This is a genomic window from Haloarchaeobius caseinilyticus, from assembly GCF_051207395.1.
Classification (GTDB): Archaea; Halobacteriota; Halobacteria; order Halobacteriales; family Natrialbaceae; genus Haloarchaeobius.
Genome location: NZ_JBPJZC010000004.1, coordinates 377,832 through 397,537, shown reverse-complemented (window position 1 = coordinate 397,537; position 19,706 = coordinate 377,832). Strand labels below are relative to the sequence as shown.

Annotated in this window: 20 protein-coding genes; 12 read left to right on the top strand and 8 right to left on the bottom strand. The window is 62.7% G+C overall.

Going from position 1 to position 19,706, the window contains the following annotated elements:
- Positions 1–26: 26 nt before the first annotated feature.
- Complete coding sequence (locus tag ACSC1P_RS19420) at positions 27–1,163, top strand: acyl-CoA dehydrogenase family protein (RefSeq protein WP_435361856.1); 1,137 nt, start codon at positions 27–29, stop codon at positions 1,161–1,163.
- A 42-nt stretch (positions 1,164–1,205) separates the two neighbouring features.
- Here ACSC1P_RS19420 and ACSC1P_RS19415 read toward each other — a convergent pair whose 3' ends face one another.
- The 3 genes from ACSC1P_RS19415 to ACSC1P_RS19405 form a co-directional block, all read right to left on the bottom strand.
- Complete coding sequence (locus tag ACSC1P_RS19415; protein ID WP_435361855.1) at positions 1,206–1,985, bottom strand: enoyl-CoA hydratase/isomerase family protein; 780 nt, start codon at positions 1,983–1,985, stop codon at positions 1,206–1,208.
- Between the two features lie 138 nt (positions 1,986–2,123).
- A complete protein-coding gene (locus tag ACSC1P_RS19410) occupies positions 2,124–2,621 on the bottom strand; it encodes a Zn-ribbon domain-containing OB-fold protein (RefSeq protein WP_435361854.1) in 498 nt (165 codons plus the stop codon).
- Positions 2,622–2,710: 89 nt separating this feature from the next.
- The gene (locus tag ACSC1P_RS19405; protein ID WP_435361853.1) at positions 2,711–3,526 is read right to left on the bottom strand and encodes an enoyl-CoA hydratase/isomerase family protein; all 816 of its coding nucleotides are present in this window, start codon (positions 3,524–3,526) and stop codon (positions 2,711–2,713) included.
- A gap of 261 nt (positions 3,527–3,787) precedes the next feature.
- Between ACSC1P_RS19405 and ACSC1P_RS19400 the strand changes: the two genes are divergently transcribed.
- From ACSC1P_RS19400 to ACSC1P_RS19380, 5 genes are read left to right on the top strand one after another with little or no spacing between them, the layout of a single operon-like run.
- Complete coding sequence (locus ACSC1P_RS19400; protein ID WP_435361852.1) at positions 3,788–5,134, top strand: ABC transporter substrate-binding protein; 1,347 nt, start codon at positions 3,788–3,790, stop codon at positions 5,132–5,134.
- Positions 5,135–5,165: 31 nt separating this feature from the next.
- Positions 5,166–6,035 carry a branched-chain amino acid ABC transporter permease gene (locus ACSC1P_RS19395; RefSeq protein ID WP_435361851.1) on the top strand — a complete coding sequence of 290 codons (870 nt, stop codon included), beginning with the start codon at positions 5,166–5,168 and terminating at the stop codon, positions 6,033–6,035.
- Entirely contained in the window at positions 6,032–7,189 is a 1,158-nt protein-coding gene (locus ACSC1P_RS19390; protein ID WP_435361850.1) for a branched-chain amino acid ABC transporter permease, read from the top strand. The genes ACSC1P_RS19395 and ACSC1P_RS19390 overlap by 4 nt, the downstream gene beginning before the upstream one ends.
- Positions 7,186–8,001, top strand: a complete 816-nt coding sequence (locus ACSC1P_RS19385; RefSeq protein ID WP_435361849.1) for an ABC transporter ATP-binding protein — start codon at positions 7,186–7,188, stop codon at positions 7,999–8,001. Before ACSC1P_RS19390 ends, ACSC1P_RS19385 begins: the two co-directional genes overlap by 4 nt.
- Positions 7,998–8,747 (top strand): ABC transporter ATP-binding protein, encoded by a 750-nt coding sequence (locus ACSC1P_RS19380; RefSeq protein WP_435361848.1) that lies wholly within the window; start codon positions 7,998–8,000, stop codon positions 8,745–8,747. Before ACSC1P_RS19385 ends, ACSC1P_RS19380 begins: the two co-directional genes overlap by 4 nt.
- Positions 8,748–8,781: 34 nt before the next feature.
- On the opposite strand, the gene ACSC1P_RS19375 is transcribed toward ACSC1P_RS19380, so the two are convergent.
- Together ACSC1P_RS19375 and ACSC1P_RS19370 are read right to left on the bottom strand one after the other, a co-directional pair.
- Entirely contained in the window at positions 8,782–9,723 is a 942-nt protein-coding gene (locus ACSC1P_RS19375) for an amidohydrolase family protein (protein WP_435361847.1), read from the bottom strand.
- Between the two features lie 55 nt (positions 9,724–9,778).
- Positions 9,779–10,537, bottom strand: a complete 759-nt coding sequence (locus ACSC1P_RS19370; protein WP_435361846.1) for an SDR family NAD(P)-dependent oxidoreductase — start codon at positions 10,535–10,537, stop codon at positions 9,779–9,781.
- Between the two features lie 158 nt (positions 10,538–10,695).
- Here ACSC1P_RS19370 and ACSC1P_RS19365 point away from each other — a divergent pair, with 158 nt between their 5' ends.
- From ACSC1P_RS19365 to ACSC1P_RS19355, 3 genes are all read left to right on the top strand, one after another.
- Positions 10,696–11,148 carry a nuclear transport factor 2 family protein gene (locus tag ACSC1P_RS19365; protein ID WP_435361845.1) on the top strand — a complete coding sequence of 151 codons (453 nt, stop codon included), beginning with the start codon at positions 10,696–10,698 and terminating at the stop codon, positions 11,146–11,148.
- Between the two features lie 117 nt (positions 11,149–11,265).
- Positions 11,266–12,234 (top strand): MBL fold metallo-hydrolase, encoded by a 969-nt coding sequence (locus ACSC1P_RS19360; protein WP_435361844.1) that lies wholly within the window; start codon positions 11,266–11,268, stop codon positions 12,232–12,234.
- A 122-nt stretch (positions 12,235–12,356) separates the two neighbouring features.
- The gene (locus tag ACSC1P_RS19355; protein ID WP_435361843.1) at positions 12,357–14,000 is read left to right on the top strand and encodes a class I adenylate-forming enzyme family protein; all 1,644 of its coding nucleotides are present in this window, start codon (positions 12,357–12,359) and stop codon (positions 13,998–14,000) included.
- 274 nt (positions 14,001–14,274) lie between these two features.
- Here the strand turns inward: ACSC1P_RS19355 and ACSC1P_RS19350 are convergent, their stop codons facing one another.
- Positions 14,275–15,450, bottom strand: a complete 1,176-nt coding sequence (locus ACSC1P_RS19350) for an acyl-CoA dehydrogenase family protein (protein ID WP_435361842.1) — start codon at positions 15,448–15,450, stop codon at positions 14,275–14,277.
- Between the two features lie 149 nt (positions 15,451–15,599).
- Between ACSC1P_RS19350 and ACSC1P_RS19345 the strand changes: the two genes are divergently transcribed.
- The 3 genes from ACSC1P_RS19345 to ACSC1P_RS19335 all read left to right on the top strand — a co-directional run bounded on the left by ACSC1P_RS19345 (position 15,600) and on the right by ACSC1P_RS19335 (position 17,417).
- Positions 15,600–16,055, top strand: a complete 456-nt coding sequence (locus ACSC1P_RS19345) for a MaoC family dehydratase (RefSeq protein ID WP_435361841.1) — start codon at positions 15,600–15,602, stop codon at positions 16,053–16,055.
- Positions 16,052–16,468, top strand: a complete 417-nt coding sequence (locus tag ACSC1P_RS19340) for a MaoC family dehydratase (RefSeq protein WP_435361840.1) — start codon at positions 16,052–16,054, stop codon at positions 16,466–16,468. The genes ACSC1P_RS19345 and ACSC1P_RS19340 overlap by 4 nt, the downstream gene beginning before the upstream one ends.
- A gap of 94 nt (positions 16,469–16,562) precedes the next feature.
- Positions 16,563–17,417 (top strand): 3-hydroxyacyl-CoA dehydrogenase family protein, encoded by an 855-nt coding sequence (locus tag ACSC1P_RS19335; protein WP_435361839.1) that lies wholly within the window; start codon positions 16,563–16,565, stop codon positions 17,415–17,417.
- Positions 17,418–17,439: 22 nt separating this feature from the next.
- Here ACSC1P_RS19335 and ACSC1P_RS19330 read toward each other — a convergent pair whose 3' ends face one another.
- Entirely contained in the window at positions 17,440–17,949 is a 510-nt protein-coding gene (locus ACSC1P_RS19330; RefSeq protein ID WP_435361838.1) for a nuclear transport factor 2 family protein, read from the bottom strand.
- Positions 17,930–19,582, bottom strand: a complete 1,653-nt coding sequence (locus ACSC1P_RS19325) for an AMP-binding protein (RefSeq protein ID WP_435361837.1) — start codon at positions 19,580–19,582, stop codon at positions 17,930–17,932. Before ACSC1P_RS19325 ends, ACSC1P_RS19330 begins: the two co-directional genes overlap by 20 nt.
- Positions 19,583–19,706: the final 124 nt, after the last annotated feature.

Here is a 19,706-nt window from a genome sequence, read left to right as displayed (position 1 = left end):
ATCTCCCGAGCCTCGAATCCTGTGGTATGCTCACCCTTTCCGATGAGCAGCGCATGGTAGTCTCTGCGCTCTCCGACCTCGCGGAACAGGAGTTCGCGGAGAAGGCGTTCGAGTGGGACGGCGACCTGCCCGAGGAGAACATCGATTTGCTCGCCGAGCAGGGCTTTCTCGGTATCAACATCGACCCCGAGTACGGCGGTGGTGGGATGACCGAGTTCGAGGCGATGCTCAGTGTCGAAGCGGTCGGTCGCGTCTGTCCCGACACGGCGGAGTACCTGTACAACCAACAGATGGTCGCGCCCCGGGCAATCGAGATGTTCGGCACCGACGCGGTCAAAGAGCGATACCTGCCCGCGGTTACCGCGGGCGAGAAGAGCATCGCCATCGCTATCTCTGAACCGGAATCCGGTTCCGACGTGGGGTCGATGCGGACCACCGTCGAAGAGGACGACGGCGACCTCTACCTCTCGGGTGAGAAAATTTGGGTCAGCCACGTCCCGCACGCCGACGCAGCAGTCGTCTGGGCGCAGTTCGACGACGGCCTCGGTTCGCTCGTGATGGACTTCGACGCGGCGGGCGTCGAGATTTCCGAGCACTACACCAACATGCACGGCGGGACCCAGACGCAGTTCTACATGGAGAACGTCCCCATCCCCGAAGAATACGTCCTGACGCGGGGGAAGGAAGGATTCGTCAACGTCCTCAAGGCGCTCAACTGGGAGCGACTCGGTAGTTCGACGCTCGCGAACGCACTCGCCGGCTGTGCGCTGGAGAAGGCCCTCGACTACGCCCAACAGCGCGAACAGTTCGGTCAACCCATCGGCGACTTCCAGGGTATCGAGTGGAAGTTGGCGGACATGGCCCAGCGACTCGAAGCCTCGCGCGCACTGACCTACCGCGCCGCGGTCAACGCGCACGAGCAGGGACGTGTCCCCGACCGACTCGACGCGTCACTGGCGAAGCTCACTTCCTCGGAGATGGTCGAGTACGTCGTCAGCGAGGCACTCCAGATTCACGGTGCGAACGGCTACCAGCAGGGTCACCCGCTGGAGTACCTCTACCGGATGGCCCGTGGCCGCCGCCTCGCCGCGGGGACGGACGAGATTCAGCGAAACCAGATCGCTGCGGTCCTCAAGAAAGACGGTCTTCCGTCGCTGTTCTGAATCGGCTCCACGTCACGCCGGTCGCTGTTTTGCCGAACCGACTCAGCTGTACTCTCTATCGTAGTCGGGCTCGCGCCGCTCGCCAAACGCCGCGACCGCTTCGTCGTGTTCCGAGTCGTTCACGCACTTCCACTGGTAGTCGATGGCGCGCTCGCAGTAGTCTTCGAACGAGAGCGACGGGTCCGTGAGTGCCTTCGTGTGCTGCACCGCTCGGGCGGGCAGGTCGCGTAATTCCTCTGCGAACGCGGTCGCCGCGTCCAGCGCGTCGTCGGCGACCGCTACTGCGAGTCCGAGGTCCACGGCGTCGTCGGCGGTGATGTCCCGTCCCGTGAGCAGGTACTCTTTCGCCTTCGCCTCACCGATGAGCCGGGGGAGCAGCCACGCGCCACCGTCGCCGGGGACGAGACCCACCTTGACGAATCCCTGTCGGAGTATCGTCGAGTCATCGACGAAGCGAACGTCACAACCGAGCGCGAAATCACAGCCGGCACCGATGGCCGGGCCGGAGACGGCACCCACGACCGGCGTCGGCGTCGACCGAAGCTGGCGGACCACGTTCTGGGCTTTCCAGAGGTAGCCGGCGTAGTCCGCTTTCGTCTGTTCGCTCATGTCCGGCATCTCGGTCACGTCCGCCCCGGCACAGAAGGCGTCGCCAGCACCGGTGAGTACGAGCGAGTACACGCCGTCGTCGTCGGTCACGTGCCGAATCGCGTCGTTCAGCTCTTCGAGTGTCGTTTCGCGGAACGCGTTCTTCACCCCCGGCCGGTCGATTGTTATCGTGGCGATGCCGCGGTCGGTTTCGTAGGTCAGGTCGTCGTACATCTGCTGTGTGGTGTGGGTTGCTGAAGGATGGGCAGACGCCGCGAGCCTCCCGGTGTGGATGGGTCGCGGCTGGGTGTAGTCGGTCGGGTCGGTGCTACAGGGTCGTCGGTTCGGTCGGTCAGTTCTCTCTGCTGTATCTCACTCGATTGGTCTGAAGTGGTCGATGTCGCGGATGGACCCCGTCCGGTCGTCGCTCCAGACCGGTTCCACGCGCGTCCCTTTCTCGATGGACCCGATGAGGTCTTCGGGGTCGTCGTACTCGATACCTTCGACGAAGTGCAGCATGCACGTCGCGGCGTCGCCGAGGCGGATGACGGCCGTGATGTAGGGTGGCTCGGGCATATTGGTGAACTGGAAGAAGCACACCGTGTAACTCTCCACGACGCCTTCCTGTTCTACCTCGACCCACTCGTCGGCGGGAACGAAGCACTCGTCACACACCGAACGGGGTGGGACGAACACGTTGCCACACTCTGGGCAGACGTTCCCCTCTATCGTCTTCTCTTCGAGGGCTTCGAAGAATCGCTTGTTCGTCTCGCCGATGTTGAGACTGAAGTCTAAGTCCCAGTGGAAGTTGTACTTGTACTCGGCGTTCGATGCGGTCGTCTGGACGGAATTCTCTCCACTGCTGGGCATTCGTACTGTCACAGACTGCACGGTTCACGACTAAAAGCATTTCTTACATTAGTGTGACACTATCACACACGTTTCTGGGCTCTCCTCTGCTACTCTCCCGTCCACTCGGGGTCTCTATCCTCCAGAAACGCCGAAATCCCTTCGTCGACGTCGTCCGTCGTCAGCAATTGTGCGAACAGTTCGGCCTCGTACTCGACCCCGTTTCGCAGGTCCATCTCGCCACTCGCCTGGACCGCCCGCTTGGCGAACTCCAGCGCCACCGGCGAGTGACGCGCCATTCGGTCCGCCAGGGCGTCCACTTCGTCGTCGAACGACTCCTCGGTATAGACGTGGTCGACGAGGCCGTCGGCTTCGGCCTCTTCGGCGTCGAGGACTGCCCCGGTCAAAATCAGTTCCATCGCGCGACCTTCGCCGACCAGTCGGGGGAGTCGCTGCGTCCCGCCGCCGCCGGGGAACAGTCCGAGGGTTATCTCGGGCAGGCCGACCTTCGACCCTTCGCGTGCGACCCGCACGTCACAGGCCATCGCGAGTTCACAGCCGCCGCCGAGTGCGTGCCCGTTGATGCGGGCGACGACCGGCTGCCGGAGGTTCTCGACGTGTTCGTACACACGAGGACGCTTGCTGAACGCACGCTGTTCGAGCGCAGTTCTCTCTCTGAGTTCGGTCACGTCTGCTCCGGCGACGAACGTGCCCGCGTCGTCGGACCCGGTGAGTATTACCGCCCGAACATCCGAGTCTTCGATGGCGTCGAAGGCATCTTTGAGTTCCGAGCGGACCTGGACGTTCATCGCATTGCGTGCATCCGGACGGTCGATGGTGACCGTCGCGACTAGGTTCGGCTCGTGACGAACGTCGACGCTGACTGTCTCGAACTCGGTAGCCACCTCGGGGAGTGATTCGGTCATCGCTCACCACCGCGAGTTCGTACGTGAAAAACCGGTAGCAAGGGACTGTGCAGACTTCGCTGTCGTACGCGAGTGGCTCTCTGTGGCATCTCGTCGTCGAGACGAACACGTGACGACGATGTAAGCGTTGTGTTCACTCGACCCACACTAGTTCGCTGTCGGTTGGTTCCGAACGTTCACTCCCGAGCGACACTGTGTGGTATGTTATCTATACATAATGCTTATTATCGCGGGACCAGATTTGGCACAGGAGACGGGAGCATGAGTGACCAGAACTCGGTAGACAGTCGGCGTAGATTCATCAAAAGTGCGGGTGCAGGACTCGTCGCAGCGACCCTAGCCGGTTGCTCGAGCGGCGGTGGCGGCGACGACGGCGGCGGGGGTGGTGACGGCGGCGGCGGTGGTGGCAACGGCAGTGGCGGCGGTGGCGGCGGTGGTGGGGGGGACGTATCCGGACCGGTCAAAATTGGCGTACTGGCACCCCTCCCAGGAAGTTTCGCTGGCGGTACGGCGATGGAGAACGCGGCCAAGCTCGCAGCCAAGGAGATTAACGATGCTGGCGGCGCGGCCGGCGCCGACGTCGAAGTCGTCGTCAAAGACACCAAACTCGACCCCTCGACCGGGAAGTCGAAGTACCAAGAACTGATCCTCGGCAACAACGTCGACGCGACGACGGGCGGATTCGGGAGCGAGGTCGCGCTAAACATCATGGACAGCATCGCCCAACAGAAGACCGTCCACCTGAGTTCGGGCGCAGTCTCGACCGACATCACGACCGCCATCGCCGAGAACTACGAGAAGTACAAGTACATCTTCCGACCCGGGCCACCGAACGGGAGTTTCCTCGGCCAAAACCTCGTCAATTTCGCCGACGAAACGTTCGGCGACATGGGCTGGGAGTCGGTCGGCCTCATCATCGAGGACATCGAGGGTATCAAACCAATCGCCGCCGGTGTCCGGCAGGGCCTGCCAGAAATCGGTGTCGACATCGCCACCGAGACAGTGTACTCCTCGGACACTGAGGACTTCACGACCATCTACGACGAACTGGAGAGCGCGGGTGTCGACGGCGCCTTCGTATTCATGGCGAACACGGGCACCGCCGGTATCGTCCAGTGGGCGAAACAGGAGCGCCCGTTCGGATTCGGTGGTCTCCATGCGCCCATGTCGGTGCCGGGGTACTATGGCTCGGTCGACGGCGCGTGTGAGGGTGCGTGGTCCTACGCATCCGCGAACGCGAGCGTCTCGATTACGCCGAAAACGCAGGAGTTCGTCTCTTCCTACCAGAGCAACTACAACTCGCTGCCGCACTTCATCGGCTACACGACGTACGACGCCATCAAGCTCTACGCCGCGGCAGTCGACGAGGCTGGGTCGAAGGACCCTGCGGACGTGGTGCCCGCCCTCGAAGGCATCAGCCACACCGGGACGACCGGCCAGATAGAGTTCTACGGCAAGGACGAACAGTATCCGCACGACGTGAAGTACGGCGAGGGGAAGGTCAGACCGCCAGTGTTCCAGTGGCAAGCTGGTGACGGTGGCTCCCAACAGACCATCTGGCCGGGGGACGTCGCGACGGCGGACGTGCAAAGTCCGCCGTGGATGTGATGCCCGCTCGCCGACCACCGACACTCAGACTATGGTAGACCCACTCACCATCATCGCTAGCGGCGTAATGCTCAGCGCGCTGTACGCGCTGATAGCCATCGGCTTCACGATGATCTTCGGCGTCGGCGGGGTGTTGAACCTCTCCCACGGCGCGAACATCGTCATCGGGGCCTACTCGGCGTACTACGTGACCACGTGGTTAGACGTGAGCATCTGGGTGGGGGCACTCGCGGCGTTGCTCGTCCCCGCGTTGTTCAGTCTCCTCATGTACGAAGTGCTGATTCGTCACGTCGAGGACGACCCAATCACGGTCATCATCCTGACGCTCGTCGTCCTTCTCATCGTCGAACAGTTGTTCCTCGTCTTCGAGGGCACCCAGCCGCAGGCGATTCCCGTGTTGCTCGGCGGAAAGACCGACCTGCTCGGCATCACGCTGCAGAACAACCGACTGCTCGTGTTCGGCCTCTCGTGGATCCTCATCGGCGCGCTGTTCGCGTTCACGAACTACACGCGGACCGGGATGGCCATCGAAGCAACGAGCATGAGCAAGCGCGGTGCCGACCTCGTCGGCATAGACCGCCGGCGGATGGCCCAGTACACGTGGATTATCGCGGGCATGCTCGCGGGCATCTCTGGACTGTTCCTCGGCTCGTTCCGCACGGCCAGTTGGAACATGGGACTCGACCCGCTGTTGCTGTCGTTCTCCATCGTCATCCTCGGGGGACTCGGCTCGGTCCGCGGGAGTGTCCTCGGTGCGTACGTCATCGGCTTCTTCGAGATACTGACAATCTCGGTCATCGACGCACGCCTCGCCGGGTTCGCGTCACTCGTCACGCTCATCGCCGTGTTGCTCGTCAAACCTGAGGGCCTGTTCGGCCACGCGGAGGTCGAAGCCGCATGAGCGACTCGGTCCCCGACACCGACAGTCCGACGGTCCGGCACGTCCTCGACCCCCGGAACTGGTCGATACGTCACCGACTCGGCATCGTCGGTCTCTTCGCACTCGCACTGCTCCCGTTCCAGCTATCGACGCTCGACCTGCTCAAGGCGACCGGCGCGCTGTACCTCGCCGTGTTCGTGATGAGCTGGGACTTCGTCTCCGGCTACACCGGCCAGATGAGCTTCGGCCACACGTTCTTCTTCGCCATCGGCGGGTACACGTCGGCGCTGCTCAACCTCGGCCACGGCGTCGACCCGCTCCTGTCGATTCCGGCGGGCGTCGCACTCGCCGCGCTGTCGGGATTCATCATCGGTGCGCCCGCACTCCGACTGCAAGGGCCCTACCTCGCTCTCATCACGCTCACTGCGCCGCTCATCCTGCTCCGCATCTTCGTGATGTTCAGCGATATTTTCGGCGGCGACAAGGGACTGCCGAGTCCAGCGACGCTCGTCGAGTTCGACGACTTCGTCCAAACGGTCGACGCGAACTACTACCTCGCGTTCGCCGTCTTCCTGTTCGTCCTCGGCGTGACGTACGCCATCACTCGGTCCGACCACGGGACGGTGTTCACGGCCATCCGTGAGGACCAGGAAGCGGTCGCGGCTTCCGGCATCAACCCGGCGAAGTTCAAGATATTCGCGTTCGTCACGAGTGCCGCACTCGGCGGTCTCGGCGGCGCGGTGTTCGTCCACACGCCGGTCGGAAACGCTTCGCCGAGTCAACTGCTCGACCTCGCGGTGATGATCGAGATACTCATCGCGGCTATCTTCGGCGGACTCGGCACCATCGTCGGGCCGGCCATCGGGGGACTGTTCCTCTACACGCTCCGCGACTGGATCGGCCAGCAGGAGTGGATGGTACCGGTGCTCGACATGCCCGTCACGCGATTGGACCTGCTTCTGTTCTACACGCTCACGCTGTTCTTCCTCTTCTTCCTCCCCAGCGGGCTCGTCCCGTGGAGCATCGACCGCGGCCGGCAGGTGATTGGTCGGTTCGGGGGGAACCGACCGAACGTCGCCGCCGACGGCGGCGCGAGTCCGCTCGAACAGATACGAGACCGCTATCGTGAGGAGATTCACGAACTGACGGACGACGACCGAGGTGACGACAGATGAGTACCGACACCACGCCAGCGACTGAAACGGAACAGGCAGACCGGACCGCGACCGACGCCCCAGCGACGGACGAGTCGCAGGCGGCACTGGTCGTCGAGAGCCTCACCAAACGCTTCGGCGGCCTCACCGCGGTCGACGACCTCTCGTTCACCGTCGAGTCGGGTGAGATACTCGGCTTCATCGGCCCGAACGGGGCCGGCAAGTCGACGACGTTCAACTGCATCGCTGGGGCGTACAAGCCGACCTCGGGCCGCGTCACCTATCGCGGCGAGGACGTGACTGGCCTTCCCGCGTACGCCATGGTCAAACGCGGGATGGCCCGGACGTTCCAGTCGTTCCGGCCGCTGGACGACCGCACCGTCGTCGAGAACGTCGAACTCGCGCTGGTCTCCGACGACCTGTTCACGCTCTCTGGACTGTTCGGTGGGACCTACCGCGAAGCAGCCGCCATCTGTGAGCGCGTCGGTCTCGGCGACCAACTCGAACTCGAACCCGACGAACTCCCGCACGCGGGCCTCCTCAGACTCGAACTCGCCCGAGCACTGGCGACGAAGCCGGACCTATTACTGGTCGACGAACCCTTCGCCGGGCTGGCACCAGGCGAGGTCGAGATGCTCTCGGCGCTGCTCTCCGAGTTGCGTGAGGAGGGAATCACGCTCATCGTCGTCGACCACAACATGCGGGGACTCCTCTCACTCATCGACCGGGCCATCGTCATCCAGTTCGGTGCGAAGATCGCCGAGGGATCACCCGAGGAGATAACCGCCGACCCGACTGTACAGGAAGCGTACCTTGGGGGTGACGAACTATGAGTCTGGAGTCAGAGTCGACCGCGTCCGCAGGCGACGGCGGCGGAGACCGTATTCTCTCGGTCGATGGCGTCGGCGTGTCCTACGGGAAGGTCGCCGCACTGCAGGACGTGTCGGTGTCCGTCGGCGAGGGCGAAGTCGTCTCGGTCATCGGCCCGAACGGGGCCGGGAAGACGACACTCGCAGAGACCGTCTCCGGGTTCCACGACTACGACGGGTCGGTCCGATTCGAGGACGACGAAGTTCGCTCGCAGTCGGTCGACGCGCTCGTCGAGCGTGGACTCATCCACTGCACCGAGACACGGGACCTCTTCGGCTACATGACCGTCGAAGAGAACCTGACACTCGGGTCCTACCGCCGACACGACGACACCGGAGAGCGACTCGACTACGTCTACGACGTGTTCCCAGTGCTCGACGAACGCTCCGAGCAGGAGGCACACACGATGAGCGGCGGCGAACAACAGATGCTTGCCATCGGGCGCGCCCTCATGGGCGACCCCGAACTGCTCATCCTCGACGAACCGACCATCGGCCTCGCGCCAGTCATCGTTCAGGACATCAGCGCGGCACTCACCGAGATTCAAGAGTCCGGCGTGACGGTCCTCCTCTGCGAGCAGAACGTCACGTTCGCGGTGAAACACGCGGACAGAATCTACTTGCTCGAAAACGGGTCGGTGGTTCGCGAAGGGACTGCTGAGTCCTTACAGGGCGACGAGTACATCCGCGACGCCTACCTCGGCACCTGATTCTCGCCGCTTTTCAGACGTTTCTCGGCGCTTCTCAGAGTCGCTCGAACAGTGGTTTCACCGATTCGCCGAGCAATGCCTCGATTTCTTCGTCCGTGAACGTCGGCCCGGTCTCGCGCTCGGCGAGCGCCCGGACGTTGTCCAGCCACTCCTCTTTGGGGTGGACCGGGTCGAACGCCGGGTCGTCGGTGCCCCAGTGTATGCGGTCGGAGCCGACGTCGTCCATGAGGGTCCGGACTGCCGTCGCGAACTCCTCGGGGTCTTCTTTGACACGCTCCTGCCAGCCGGAGATGTCGACGTGGAGGCGACTGTTGACCTTCGAGTGAGCGATGGCGTGCAGGTCTTCCCACCACTCGAACGCCATGTGCGCGGCGATGACGTCGAGGTCCGGGTAGTCCGCGAGCACCCTGTCGATGTGGGTCGGGTGCGAACACTCGCTGTACAGCGGTGCGAATACCGGCCCCGAGTCCGTCAACAGTGGTTTGTCGCGCTCGACGAGCAGGTCGAGCAACTCGTAGGTCTCCTCGTCGTGCAGGTAGAACCCGGCGGTGGGGTGGAGTTTCAACCCGTCCATGTCCCACTCGTCCAGTGCGGTCCGGACGTGGTCGACTGCTCCCTCGCGGCGCGGGTCGATGGTCACCAGTGCGGAGATCCGTTCGGGGTTTTCCGCCCGGAAATCGGCGACGGCGCGGTTGACCTCGGTGATGGGTGTCTCGGCCTCCCCGAGTGCGAGGCCGAAGTCGACGGCGAAGACGACTTGATGGTCGACGCCGGCTTCGTCCATGCGCGACAGCAGCGCGTCGCCACTCGGGTCCCAGTACGTCGGGAGGTACGACTCCCGGATGCGCTCCGGGTCTACGGTCTTGCCTTTCTTCTCGTTCGTGCGGACGGCGATGTCCACGAACGCGTCCCAGAACGCTTCCGGGAGCCAGTCCTCTGCCCACAGGTGTGAATGCACGTCTACGACGGTCGACATTGGAACGTCAGTACAGACCGCGCGACGGAAAGAATAGCTTGCGGTGGTCGGTCTGTTACTGCGAGAGTTTTCCGCCTTCGACTGGCAACGTGACGCCGGTCACGCGCGAGGCGAGGTCGGAGCCAAGGAACAGTGCGGCCTTCGCGATTTCCTCGGATTGCGCGAGGCCCGGCATCGGCTCCATCGCTTTGAACGCCTCTTCTTGCTCGGGGTCTTCTTCGATGACGCGCGAAATCATCTGTGTCTCGACGATACCAGGCGCGAGCGCGTTCGCTCTGATACCCTGGTCTGCGTACTCCAGTGCGGCGGTCTTCGTGAGGAGACTGACCCCGGCCTTCGTCGCGCCGTAGCCCCCGTACTGGGGGACGGCGACTTGTCCGCCGATGGACGACGTGCTGATGACCGCGCCGCCGCCGTCTTCGAGCATCGCCTCGATGCCGTACTTCATCCCGAGCCAGACCCCCTTGAGGTTCACGTCGACCACCTGGTCGAAGCCTTCCTCGGAGTAGTTCACGATATCTGTCACAGGCCCTTCGATACCGGCGTTGTTGAACACCACGTCCAACCCGCCGTACTCCTCGACGGCTGTGAGAATCATCTCCTGTACGTCCTCGGACTCGGCGACGTTCGTCTCGACGAACGTGGCGGTCCCACCGGCGTCTTCGATATCGGCGACCGTCGCTTCGCCACTGTCTACGTCCACGTCTGCTACGACGACGTTCGCCCCGTGTTCGGCGTATAGTTTCGCGGTCGCTTCCCCGATTCCCGACGCTGCGCCGGTGATGACTGTCGATTTATCTGCTGCGAGTTTCATGTAGTCGACTCCGAATTGACAATGTGTCGCATTCTCATTAGTGGTTTCGATGGGGTGCTGGGTACTGGGCCGTGAGATGCGTCAGTCGAAACAGTCCTATAGTGTATGTAATAAAAGATAATTGTTTTACTGTGATGTCCTGAATGTGAATATGTACCATGAAAGAAGTTGACGACCCAGCAGCAGTATTGACTGTAACGAACGCCATGCACTGCTACGCGCTCCGCATGGACGAACACGACCTCGAAGGCGTCCTCGAACTCATGACCGACGACGCCGACATCGACTACGGCGACTTCGGCTACTACGAAGGCAAAGAAGAGGTCCGAGAGTTCCTCTCGGGATACATCGAGGGCGAGACAGGCATCCTCGACTCCTTCCACCTCGCGCTCAACCCGTGGGTCACCGTCGACGGTGACACCGCGACCGGTCGCTGGCACTTCCTCGGGTTAGAGGAGGTCGAGGGAATCGGAGCGGCGTGGCTCGCCGGATTCTACACGGTCGACTTCGAGAAACAGGGCGACGAGTGGTTCATCGGCAAGCTCACCTACGACGCGAAGTACTTCTCGCCGTACAGCGAGGGCTGGGCCGAAGAGCCGATGGCTATCTGAGTCCGGCTGTACCGACTCGTCACCGCGGCAGCGACGCCTCACAGCCATCCGTCATCGCCGTACCACCACCTGCTACAGGCCATCGTTTTTACCAATGCCCACCTCGATACACACCCTATGGATAGAATCTCACTAGACAGTCCCGAGTTCGAAGGTGACAACTCGGTCTACTTGCTCCAAACGGAGACGAGTACGGTTCTCGTCGATACCGGCGTCTCCTCGGCGGACTGCTGGCACCAACTCCGCGACGGCCTCCAGTCGTTCGGTTTCGCCCCTGCGGACCTCGACGCGGTCCTCGTCACGCACTGGCACTACGACCACGCTGGCCTCGCAGCACGGTTGCAAGAGGTGAGCGACGCGACCGTCTACGCCCACGAACTGGACGTCCCGCTGGTCGAACGCGACCCCGGTGCGGTCCAACAGTTCCGCGACCGCCACGAGTCGTTCGTCGCCGCCTGCGGGGTGCCAGCACGAGAAAGAGAGAGTCTCTTCGAGACGATAGACGGCGGCTACGCGCTGGCGGGTGACTCCGCGGCGGTCACCCCGCTCGAAGACGGTGCGGTTCTCTCGTTCGACGACTGCGACCTCGAAGTGTTCCACACACCGGGGCACACCCTCGGCCACATCGGGTTCGCGTTCGAAGGTGACCACGGCCCCGAAGCGTTCCTCGGGGACGCACTTCTCCCGGTCTACACCCCCAACGTCGGTGGAGCCGACCTGCGCGTCGACGACCCACTCGCTCGCTACGTCGACTCGCTCGAACGAATCGCCGACCGAAACTTCGACACCGTCTGGCCCGGGCATCGGGAAGCGATTCACGACCCAGCTGCACGCGCACACGATATACTCGACCATCATCGGGAGCGCTCCGAACGAGTCGTCGAAGTGTTGGACGACCGTGGCCCGTCGTCTGTCTGGGCTGTCGCGTCTGCGCTGTTCGGGTCGCTGGAGAACGAACACGTGCTGCACGGCGTGGGCGAAGCACACGCGCACCTCGCACACCTCGCCGACCACGGTGTACTGCAGCGAGACGGAGACGAGTTCTCCGTCGCCGACGAAGACGCCCATGCGTCGGAATTCATCTGAGGCCGTCGCTAGTTCAGTCGTCTGAGTTACAGTTCGTCTGGGAACCGAGACTCCTCGTCGTCGGTGTGAGCGGCTATCTGCTGGGAAAATATTATAACCCTTGTTAACAACTTTCAGGGTGTATGGACGCCAACTTCGAGCTTGGGGTACAGAATCACGACTCGTTCGTCGACGCGAGCAGGAACTTCACCGTGGGGGACCTGGTTCGAAAGTCGGCGCGAATGTACGGCGACGACGTGGCGGTGAAGACGAAAGACGAGGAGATAACCTACGACGAGCTGAACGACCGGGTGAACCGACTCGCGAACGGCCTGCTGGAAATGGGGGTGACACCGAACGAGACGACCATCGCGATGCTCGCTGAGAATCGTGCGGAGATCATCGTCCTGTACTACGCCAGTGCGAAACTCGGGACGCTTACCGCAGCACTCAACTGGCGCATCGAGAAGACGGAGTTGACACACTGTATCGACCTCGTCGAAGCGGACTACATCATGGCCTCGGACCGATTCGAGGAGAAGCGACGGTGGGCGACCGACGACTCCGATGCACAGCCCGAGTACCTCGCGTTCGACGACACCGACGAGAGCGACGACACGGTCTCGTATCAGAAACTGCTGGAGATGGGCGATACGTCGGAGCCGCTGGAGCCGGGGTCGGTCGACCCCGAGCAAGGACTCGTCGTCCTCTACACATCCGGCACCACGGGGATGCCCAAGGGCGCGGTCATCAGTCACCGCGCCTGGATGGCGCGGGCGTACAAGACCATCACCGACTTCGAACTGAACAAGGGGAGTTCCGAGTTCGCGTGGTCGCCGATGTGCCACATCGTGACCGCGGACTGGCTCCCGACGACGGCCATCCTCGGCGGGACGTTCTACCCAATCGACGGGTTCGACCCGGAGCGAATCGTCGAGATTCTCAAAGAAGACGGGGAAGCGATAAGCTGGTTCGTCCTCCTCCCGGGCACCATCAGTACCTTCTTCGACTACATGGAAGAGAGCGGTACGTCCGTCGACGAATTCCGCGAGATTCGCCACATCGGCGGCCTCGTCGACCTCGTGGACCCGAAGAAGGTGAAGCGCGTCACCGAACGCTTCGACATGCCGTTCATCAACTCCTACGGCTCGACCGAAATCGGTCACGGGACCTCTGGCGGGCACCACATCCAACCCGGTGTCCACCCGAAGACAGAGGACCTCTCGAAGATCGAGTCGACGTGGACGGACGCGAAACTCATCGACGAGTCGTGGAACGAGGTCGACGAGGGCGACGTCGGCGAACTGGCGGTCCGCGGTCCCGCACTCTGTAGCGGCTACATCAACAACCCAGAGGCGAACGAGTCCGACTTCAACGACGGCTGGTTCAGAACCGGGGACATGTTCGAGCGACGTGACGACGGGATGCTCGACTTCATCAACCGCCGCAAGTACCTCATCAAGAGCGGTGGGGAGAACATCTACCCCGCCGAAATCGAGGACATCCTGCTGGAGAACGAACTGGTCGAGGACGCCATCGCCGTGCGAGTCGACGACGAGAAGTGGGGCGAGGTGCCCCGCGTCATCGTCAGTTCGACGCAACCGGACGAACTCGACAAGGACGAACTCATGGCGATGCTCGAAGACCGCATCGCGAACTACAAACTGCCGAACTACCTCGAAATCGTCAGCCCTGAGGACCTGCCCCGGAGCACGACCGGGAAGATCGTCAGAGAGGACGTGGAAAGCTGGGAGGTCTCCGAGGATAGCCGTGTGCGACAGGTCTGAGCGAAGCATCGTGCGAAAACGAGACGAGCAGAGCACTCGCCAGACACCATAGCGAGGAAGCAGCGAACCGGTCGAGTCCGCCGTGTGCAGCCAAGGCTGCGAACTATCGGCCGTCTCACTCAGCCACTCGTACCACCGCTGTCTCCTGATTTTCGGGTTTCTCCATCGTAGACTCAAACCTCGCCGAAGCCAGTGCAGCAGCTATCGAACCGAGTACGCCACATCGAGACACGGGCGTGCCGCGTCCAACATCGTGTGAGAAAAACCGGGGCGTCTACATCTGGTACGAGCGCGGGAGACCGAGGCTGTGCTGCCCGATGTAGTTGAGTATCATCTCCTCGGAGACCGGTCCGGTCCGGAGGTGTCTGGCGACGCCCCACGCTGCGGCCACGCCCATCTCGGCGCTCGCGGACATGCCGCCGAGCGTAGTCATCGCCGCCTCGGTCGCGTTCCACGCGGCCTTTCCGGCGAGGTAGTTCGCGACGTTCGACGCCTCGGCGACGTTCCCAACGTCGTTGTCGTATTTCCACGCAGCCTCTCGAAGCGACGTCCGTGCGCTCTCCATCTCTGCGTGTGCCTCCGCGAGCGGGTGCTGGATGGCCTGATGGGCACCGATTGGCTCGTTCCAGACGGCGCGGTCTTTCGCGTACTGGACCGCCGTGTCGAGTGCTTCCTTCCCGGCACCCCACGACGAGAGACCGGCGGTGACGCGTTCGTTGTTGAGCATCCCGAAGATCTGGTAGAGACCCTGCCCGACTTCCCCGATAACCTGTGACTCGTCGACGGCGAGGTCCTCGATGAATACGTCGTATGTCGGTTCGGTGAAGTAGATGTCGAGAGGAATCTCTCGGTAGTCGAGGGCCTCGTGTTCGGGGTCGACGACGAACATGGTCAGTCCCTCGGTGCGCGACCCGGCCTCGTCTTTCGGTGTCGTTCGGGCAAGTAACAGGAGGTGGTCGGCGAACTCCATCCCGGAGGTCCACTGTTTCTGTCCGTTGATGACCCAGCCGTCGCCGTCTCGCTCGGCCCTCGTCGTGAGGCTGGACGAGTTGAGGCCGGCGTCTGGCTCCGTCAGCCCGAGTGCCCACACGTCTTCGCCGTTCGCGATGCCCGGGAGGTATTTCTCTTTCTGGGCTTCTGTGCCGTTCTCGACGAGTGTGGTCCCGCCGAAGACGGTGCTCATGGTGAACCGGAACGTCGTCTCCCAGGCGTGGGCCTCACAGAGTGCTTCCATGACGATGGCCGTGTCGAACAGGCCCATCCCCTGTCCGCCGTATTCTTCCGGGATGGGGATACCGAACCAGCCCCCTTCGGCGAGGTCCGAGAATATCTCCTCGGGGACTCGCTGGTGTTCGTGGACGTCCTGCCAGTACTCGGAGTCGTACTGTGAGGCAATGTCTTTCACAGCAGACTGCATCAGTTTATGCTCTTCGCTTAGCTCGAAGTTCATGCGTACGCATTCCGAACTCGTCGGCTCGTCGCATAAATCCTCGCACCGGTGAGTAGACCGGTTTCGATGCGTCAGTCCGAAGAACTGGCGTCGACGAGGCGGACCGCACGAACGTATTTGGGGACACCCGATGAAGAGTGAAACAGACCATGGAACTCGCCGAACTGGAAGGGACGAGCCTGCCCGATGGTGAACTCACCATCGAATCCTGGCAAGCGTTCCTCTGGGCGGACGCGACGCGAAACGAGGAGGCGGCCTTTCGCTATGGTGACGCCGCGACCGAGCAAGGGGAGGCTGGCCAACTCGTCCCACCGACGATGTGCCAGCACCTCGCCGTCGACGCGACTGGCGGCATCGAGGGCACGCTCGGAAACGTCGCCCCCGACTGGAAAGAGGGTGCGGCACTCGCACGACTCGATGCTGACTTCAACCAGCCAATTCGGGTCCACGAGCCGTATCACGTCTCCGGCTACATCCCGAACGTCGCGACCAAAGACGGCTCGCGCGGCGAACTCACCTTCGTCACGTTCGAGTACGACGTGACGACCACGGCCGGCGAACCGGTGTACGATCTCTCGTTCGACGTAGTCCTCTTCGACGCATGAAGTACGAAGACCTTTCACCGGGCGACTCGCTCCCGGACAGGACTGTCGAGGACGTCGACGCGACCGACATGAAGCTCATCGCCGCGATACTGCAAGACCCGTATCCGGTCCACTACGACCCACAGGCGAGTTCGGCTCTCGGCTTCCCCGGTCGGCTGAATCAGGGACCGGCGAACCTCTCCTACATCTTCCAGTGTGTCTACGACGTGCTGGCGTCGCCAGGGGACCTCCGGTCGTTCGAATCGAGCTACCACGACATGGTGTTCGAAGACGAGACGGTGACCGCGTCGGCGACCGTCGCCGACAAACGCATCGAAGACGGCGACGGACTGGTCACGTTCGAGGTCACACTCACGAAAGAAGACGGGTCAGTCGCGGTCGACGGGACCGTGACTGCGAGACTCCCACGTTGAACGGGCGAGTGACGAGACGCTTCACTGTCACGACTGGGGCGGAGCGCCCGCCGTCTGGGTAACTGTTATCACACCACGTCGAAACGGTTGTACTATGGCAGACAGAGCCATCGGAGTCATCGGAGCAGGCACGATGGGCAGCGGTATCGCCCAACTCGCCGCACAGCAAGGGTTCGACGTCGTCATTCGCGACATCGACGACGACCTCGTCTCGACTGGCCTCGACCGTATCGAGACCAACCTGCGAGAGGCCGAAGACGGCGGGTTCGTCGAGGACGCCGACGCGGTGTTCGACCGCGCCACGGGGACGACCGACATCGACGTCGTCACCGCGGACGCCGAGGTCATCGTCGAGGCCGTCCCGGAGAAAATGGAGTTGAAGCACAGCGTGTTCGAGGAACTCGACGCGAACACCGACCCCGACGTGGTGTTGGGGTCGAACACGTCGTCGCTCTCTATCACCGAAATCGCGAGCGTGACCGACCATCCCGAGCGCGTCGTCGGCACGCACTTCTTCAACCCGCCGGTGAAGATGAAGCTGGTCGAACTCATCACGGGCCACCACACGAGCGACGAGACGGTCGAGACCGTCGAAGCCATCGCGGACGACTTCGGGAAGACGAGTATCCTCGTCGACGACTTCCCCGGCTTCGCAACGTCGCGCCTCGGACTGGTCCTCGGGATGGAGGCCGCGCGCATGGTCGAGCAGGGCGTCGCCTCTGCCGAAGACATCGACACCGCGATGGAACTCGGTTACAACTTCCCGATGGGGCCGCTGAAACTCGGTGACTACAACGGTTGGGACGTTCGCGTCGAGGTCGGGGAGTACCTCGCAGAGGAACTCGGACAGGACGTGTACCGACCGCCGCAGGTGGTCAAGAAGATGGTCAGAGCCGGTGACTACGGCGTCAAATCCGGACACGGGTTCTACGACTGGGACGACGAATAGAGAGATCGAGTCCAGAGACCGCTTAGAGCGTGTCCTGCCCGCCACGGACGAGCGACACGTCCGGCCAGCCGTCAGGGCCGAAGTCGGCCGTGTACAGAAAGCGCATCTGAACCGACGCGAACCGCCACTCGCCGTCGACCCGTCGGTACTCGTCGTCGTAGACACCCTGTCGCCAGCCACCCGAGCCGTCGGCGTAGGTGACCGGCGACTCGACGTACCAGCGGCCGGTCGCCGTGTCGCCGTCAACGTCGAGCACTGGGTTATGGACCATGTGTGCGGACCCATCGAGGTTCGCTTCGACGAACTCACGCACGAACCGGTCGAGGCCGTCGTCGCCCTCGTACGTGCCGAGTCCACCGAAGTCGAGGACGGCGTCGCTGGTGAACAGCGAACGAAGGCGGTCCCAGTCGCGGGCGTCGATGCTGTAACAGTACGCAGCTTTGAGCTCTTTCAGTGCTCCTCTCGCCTCCAGTCGGGCGACACGTGCTGACAGCGTGTCGCTCTCGCTGCCGTCATCTGGTGAGGGTGACATCGGACTCCTCCCGGTCCCAGGTCGCCGCCGAGTTCCCGAGGTCTCTGAGCTTCGCTTTCTGAATCTTCTCGTTCGAGGTCTTCGGCAGTTCGTCGACGAACTCCAGATAGCGCGGCACCATGAAGTACGGCAACGCGTCGTCGCACCACTCGGTCAGTTCGACCGCGGTCGCGGACTCGTCGGCTTTGAACACGACGAACGCTTTCACCTCGTCCTCGCCGCCTTCCTCCTCGGCTGGGACGCCGACCACTGCGCACTCCTCGACCGCTGGATGGTCGAGTATCGGCTGTTCCACATCGTACGTCGAGATGTTCTCGCCGCGGCGACGGAGCGTATCGCCCATCCGGTCGACGAAGTAGTACCAGCCGTCTTCGTCCCGTCTGAGACCGTCGCCCGTGTGGAACCAGCAGTTCTGCGTGGCTTCGACGGTCTTCTCGGGCATCCCGTAGTACCCCGGCGTCATCAACCACGGCCGCTTCGGTCGAATCGCGAACTCGCCCATCTTCCCCGTCTCGACGGGTTGGTCGGTTTCGGGGTCGACGAGTTGCACCTCGTAGAAATCGGACAGCAACAACCCGGCCGCGCCCTCGGGTCGCTCCACGCCGTAGGGGGCCAGAATCGGCATCGAGGTCTCGGTCGTCCCGATGACCTCGGAGATGTACTCGATGCCGTATCGGGCTTCGAACTCTTCCTGGATGCCGTAGGCGGTCGGTGCGGCGAACAGACAGCGAAGGTCGTTCTGGTCGTCGATGTCTCGTTCTGGCTGCTGGTAGACGAAGTCCATCATCGACCCGAGGAAGTTACAGACGGTCGCGCCGGTCTCGTGGAGTCGGTCGACCCAACCTGACGCGGAGAACTTCTCGAACAGACAGAGCTTCGCGCCCGCGATGAGCGCGGGGAGGACGACGAGTACCTGCCCGTTGCTGTGGAACAGCGGGTTCCCGGTCATGTACACGTCGTCGTCGGTCAACTGGACGAGGTTCACGCACTCTTCGGCGAAGAAGTACTGGTGGCCGTACGTCTTCTGTATCGCCTTCGAGGGGCCGGTCGTCCCCGAGGTCATGATGATGGAGGCCACGTCGTGGAACGCGAGGTCTGCTGCGGGCGTGGTGTCGTCGTCGGTCAGCAGGTCCTCGTAGCTGGCGAATGCGAAGGCGGAGTCGCTCGTGTCCGGCACGTCGTCGCCGAGGACGGCCACGCTCTCGAGGAAATCGAGATCGTCCTCGACGGCCAGCACCCGCGAGACGTAGGAGTCGTGGAAGACGCCGTACACCGAGTCTGTGAGGTTCGCCACGTGTGTGAACGTCCCCTGCTTGTAGCCGGTGTTGACTGGTACCTCGACCGCACCGATTTTACTGAGTGCGAACCACAGGAAGACGTACTCCAATGAGTTCGGTAACATCAACAGGACGTGGTCGCCCTTCTCGACACCCCACTCGCGCAGTCCGTGCGCGAGTCGATTCACGATTCGGTTCGTCTCGCCGAAGGTGACGGTCCGGTCCGTCGTCTCCCACTGAAGGAACGTCTCCTCGGTCCGTTCTTCGGCCTGCCGTTCGAGGACCGTCGGGAGCAGCCAGTCCGACTGGTCCTCCAGCGTAAGGCTCACGCTGGCGAAGTCTTCGTACGTCTGCATCGTTCGTGTACACACGGGATGAGTACAAATAATCAACGCCGGGGTGGACGCGACGTGCTCCTCGGCTCGACCACAAACGACCCATGTTGTCACAGCACACAGTGTTAAGTGGTGGGGTATCGAG